General features: G+C 72.4%; 3 protein-coding genes and 1 pseudogene. All 4 read right to left on the minus strand.

Annotated features, from left to right (window positions below):
• Positions 1–272 (minus strand): annotated as a pseudogene (locus AB0C29_RS38485) (multi antimicrobial extrusion protein MatE); the annotation flags it as partial.
• Positions 269–1,147 (minus strand): sulfotransferase, encoded by an 879-nt coding sequence (locus AB0C29_RS38490; RefSeq protein WP_360831305.1) that lies wholly within the window; start codon positions 1,145–1,147, stop codon positions 269–271. The pseudogene AB0C29_RS38485 and the gene AB0C29_RS38490, both read right to left, overlap by 4 nt.
• 34 nt (positions 1,148–1,181) lie before the next feature.
• Positions 1,182–2,411, minus strand: a complete 1,230-nt coding sequence (locus AB0C29_RS38495; protein WP_360831308.1) for a hypothetical protein — start codon at positions 2,409–2,411, stop codon at positions 1,182–1,184.
• Positions 2,398–3,590 (minus strand): hypothetical protein (locus AB0C29_RS38500; protein ID WP_360831311.1); only part of this gene is annotated, 1,193 nt, incomplete at its 5' end. The genes AB0C29_RS38495 and AB0C29_RS38500, both read right to left, overlap by 14 nt.

Consider the following 3,590-nt stretch of genomic DNA (forward strand, 5'->3'; position numbering starts at 1 on the left):
CGGTGGTCGCGGCCGGTGGCGCGCAGCCGGGCCGGCCAGTAGACCTGGCCCGACTGCGTACCCAGCTTGGCCAGCCCGCCGGCCAGCACGAAGGCCGCCGTGGCGGCGAAGAACGCGCCGGCCTGCTCGGCGCCGAGGCTGCGGGCGACGATCCAGGTGACCACGACGCCGGTGCCGCCGGCCAGCGCCGAGCCGACCATGTTGGCCAGCCCGCCGCGAGCGACGCCTCGGGTGCCGCTGCGGTCCGGCGCCGCGACCTCGGTGACGGTCATGCCTGGCGCCAGATGGGCACCCGGCCCAGCCACGTGATCAGGGCGTCGTCGTGCGGCGCGAAATGCTCGGTCAGGTCCTGGCGCAGCACCGGGTCCATGTCGGATTTCCGGGGCCGGGCGTTGTGCCGTTCGAACGGCGGGTGCCCGAGGTCGGTCGGCAGACCCAGGAACCGGCACACCTCGTCGTACGTCTGCTCGGGCTCGGCGAAGAACCGCTCGCTCTCCACCACGTGGATGCGTTCCCGGCCGACGTGCTGGGCCATCACGCTCAGGTAGCGGGCGTACTCGCCACGGGCCCGGTAGGCGTGGTGCTGGTGGCCGAAGGAGTAGTAGGTCGGGTCGGTCGCCAGCTTGTGCTCCTGGCGGTGCAGCCGGGCGGCTTCGAGGGCGAGCGCGTTGCCGAAGTCGCGTTCCTGCTCGAAGCCCCGGGCCACCTCGTGGTGGTGCTGCGAGTAGGCCCGCTCGACCGGGTCCCGGACCAGCACCACGAGCTTCGCCCCGGGGAGGTCAGCGGCGATCCGGGCGGCCGCCTGCGGGTGGTACATGTAGTACGGGCTCGACTCGAAGGTCTGCGCGTCCACGCCGTAGCGGGTGCGGATCTTCTCGGCGCTGCGCTGCATCGGGAAGTGGCCCTTGTACCAGCCCATGCCCCGGTCGTAGGACACGTCGAAGTAGTGCACGCCCTTGTGCAGCACCGCTTTGAGCACCGCCGGGTGCGCGGCGAGCGCGCGGTAGAGCGAGGTCGTGCCGCAGCGCTGACCGCCGCAGATCAGGAACGACGGGGTCATCCGGGCCGGGGCGGTGAGCCGGCCGTACGAGCGCGTGCCCAGGTGCACGACCCGCTTGACGGGTGTCGGAACTTTGGAGACGTCCATGGTTACTGCGGCCTTCCGATGGTGTGGTGGCGGGTCACAGCTCTTCGACCCGGCGGATCAGGACCGGCAGCAGCCAGGTGCCGAGCACGCCCAGCCGGGCGCCCGCCTCGGCCTGACGGTCGGCCAGGTACCGCGCGGCCAGGTCGATCAGGTAGAGCAGGGCGGTCAGCTCCCGGACGTCGTCGGCCACCCCGAACGGCGCGAGCAGCTCGCCGGCCTTGCGGACGGTCGCCTCGACCGCGGCGGCGGCGTCGCCGGTGGACTGGATCCGCTTCTGCAACTCGTGGTGCACCGCGTCGAAGCCGACCGGCACTCCGGTGGCGAAGCGTTCCCAGTCCCAGACCAGCAGCGCGTCCGCGAGGTTGGCCATGTTCCACGGGGCCCAGTCGCCGTGCCAGGCGCCGTACCGCAGGGTGTGCTGCCCGGCGTGGGTGGCGAGCAGTTCCGCGGCCGAGGTCAGCGCGACCCCCTCGGGCCGGTCGCCGAGCGCCGCCAGCCGCCCGCGCAGCTCGGCCCAGTACGCGCTGCCGACCAGCGTGCCGCTGTGATAGCCGCAGCACCCGGCGATGTCGAGCATCGCGGCGATCAGCCGGCGCTGGGTCAGCGGCGCCCGGGGCAGCCAGACCGGCAGCGCCGACTGGATCAGCACCTGCAGGCCGCGCCACTGCCCGGCATGCAGCACGGTCGGCACGGACAGCTTGGTCAGCCCGACGGTGCCGAGCGCGGTCAGCGCCGAGGTCTCGGCCTTGACCAGCCGCTGGGTCAGCGGACCGGTGCCGAGCTTGCCGAAGCCGAACGTCTCGCCCTCGGGACTGATGAGCTGCAGCACCGGCTTGCGGTTGGCCCGGGCCGGTCCGATGTGGATGCTGACCGACAGCTCACGGCCCAGCGCCTGGCGCAGGTGCCCGTCGATGCTCTCCCCGGCCGGGCCGGTGACCTTGATCCGGTCGCGCAGCAGCACCCCCGAGGCGCCGGTGCGCAGGGCCGCCACCACCGCGTCCCGCTTGAGGCGGGCGCTGCGGGACTGCGGTTCGGCGTAACGGCGTACCGCCGCGGCGGCGACCCGGCGGGAGGTGTTCGGCACCAGCAGCCGGGGCCGGCGCGCGTCCGGCACGACCAGGTATTCGGTGATCGGCTCGCCGGGGCCGCCGGTGGTGTCGCACGGTGCCGGGTAGAGCAGCTCCAGCACCTCGGCGAGGTACTGCGTGCGCAGTGCCGAGTCGCCCGCGGTCAGGGCGGCGGGTGCGGTCTTAACGGGACTCATGGGCTGGCCCTCCGGATCTGTTCGCCTCTTGTTCGTTGCGCCAGAGCAGCGCGTACGCCAGGAACATGAAGACCAGGGGGGTGGCCAGCGAGTTGTACCAGAGCATCGCCGAGAAGGAGCTGACGATGGCGGCGCTGCCGGCGATCCCGATCGGGGTCCGGTCGCGCCGGAAACGCCACAGCCCGTAGCCGAAGAAGGCCAGGTAGGCGACGGTGCCGGCGGCGCCGTGGGCGTACATCAGCTGCCAGAACTGGCCGTTGCCGCCGACGGTGAAGTTGCCGCAGCGCTCGCACTCGGAACTCTCGCCGACGGTGATCGAGTTGCGGCCGCCGATCGTGTTGCGGGTCGAGCCGAAGCCGATCACCGGGGACTCGGCGAAACCGTCGACCGCGCGCTCGATCAGGAACGAGCGCACCCCGTTGGACTTGCCGTTGTCGATGCGGGCGTTGACCGTGTCGCCGAGCGGGGTGGCGACCAGGGCGAGGACCAGGCCGGCCGCGGCGAACAGGACCGCCGCGATGACCCACAGCCGGCCCATGAGCACGTACCGGACGGCGACGTAGAGCACGACCACGCCGATGCCGATCCACAGGCCGCGGTTGAGCGAGACGACCGCCGGGACGATCGAGACGCCCAGGCAGAGCGCCGCCAGCAGCTTGACGCCGCCGCGCCGCGTGGCCCCGGCCGCGACCACCAGCCAGACCATCAGCAGGCAGAAGTTGTTGCCCCAGGTGTTGGTGTAACCCCACGGCGCGGCCGGGCGGGGTTTCTCGCCGCCGACCAGGTCCATGATCTGCGCGGCGTACGGATGCACCATCGACTGCACGAAACCCTTGCTGCGCAGGCCCTGGGGCAGCAGCAGCTCGACCGGCGAGGTGAACTCGAACCGCCCGGCGACCATGCCGAGCAGCCCGCCGAGCACGGTGACGACGAAGAGCCAGCCGAGCAGTTTGACCAGGCGCCGGCGGGAGAGCTCGAGCTCGGTGAGGTTGCCCGCGTACACCAGCAGGACGGTCAGGGAGGCGTACAGGGAAAGCCGGTAGACGACCGCGATCAGCCGGCCGCTCGCCGGCTCGGCCACCGTCCCGCTCGGGTCGGCCCCCAGCGCCGCGATGCTCACCACGACCGCGGCCAGGAACAGCAGCCACCAGGCGAAGCCGGGCGGCAGCAGCACGGGCC

The organism is Actinoplanes sp. NPDC048791, assembly GCF_040650095.1.
Taxonomy (GTDB): domain Bacteria; phylum Actinomycetota; class Actinomycetes; order Mycobacteriales; family Micromonosporaceae; genus Actinoplanes.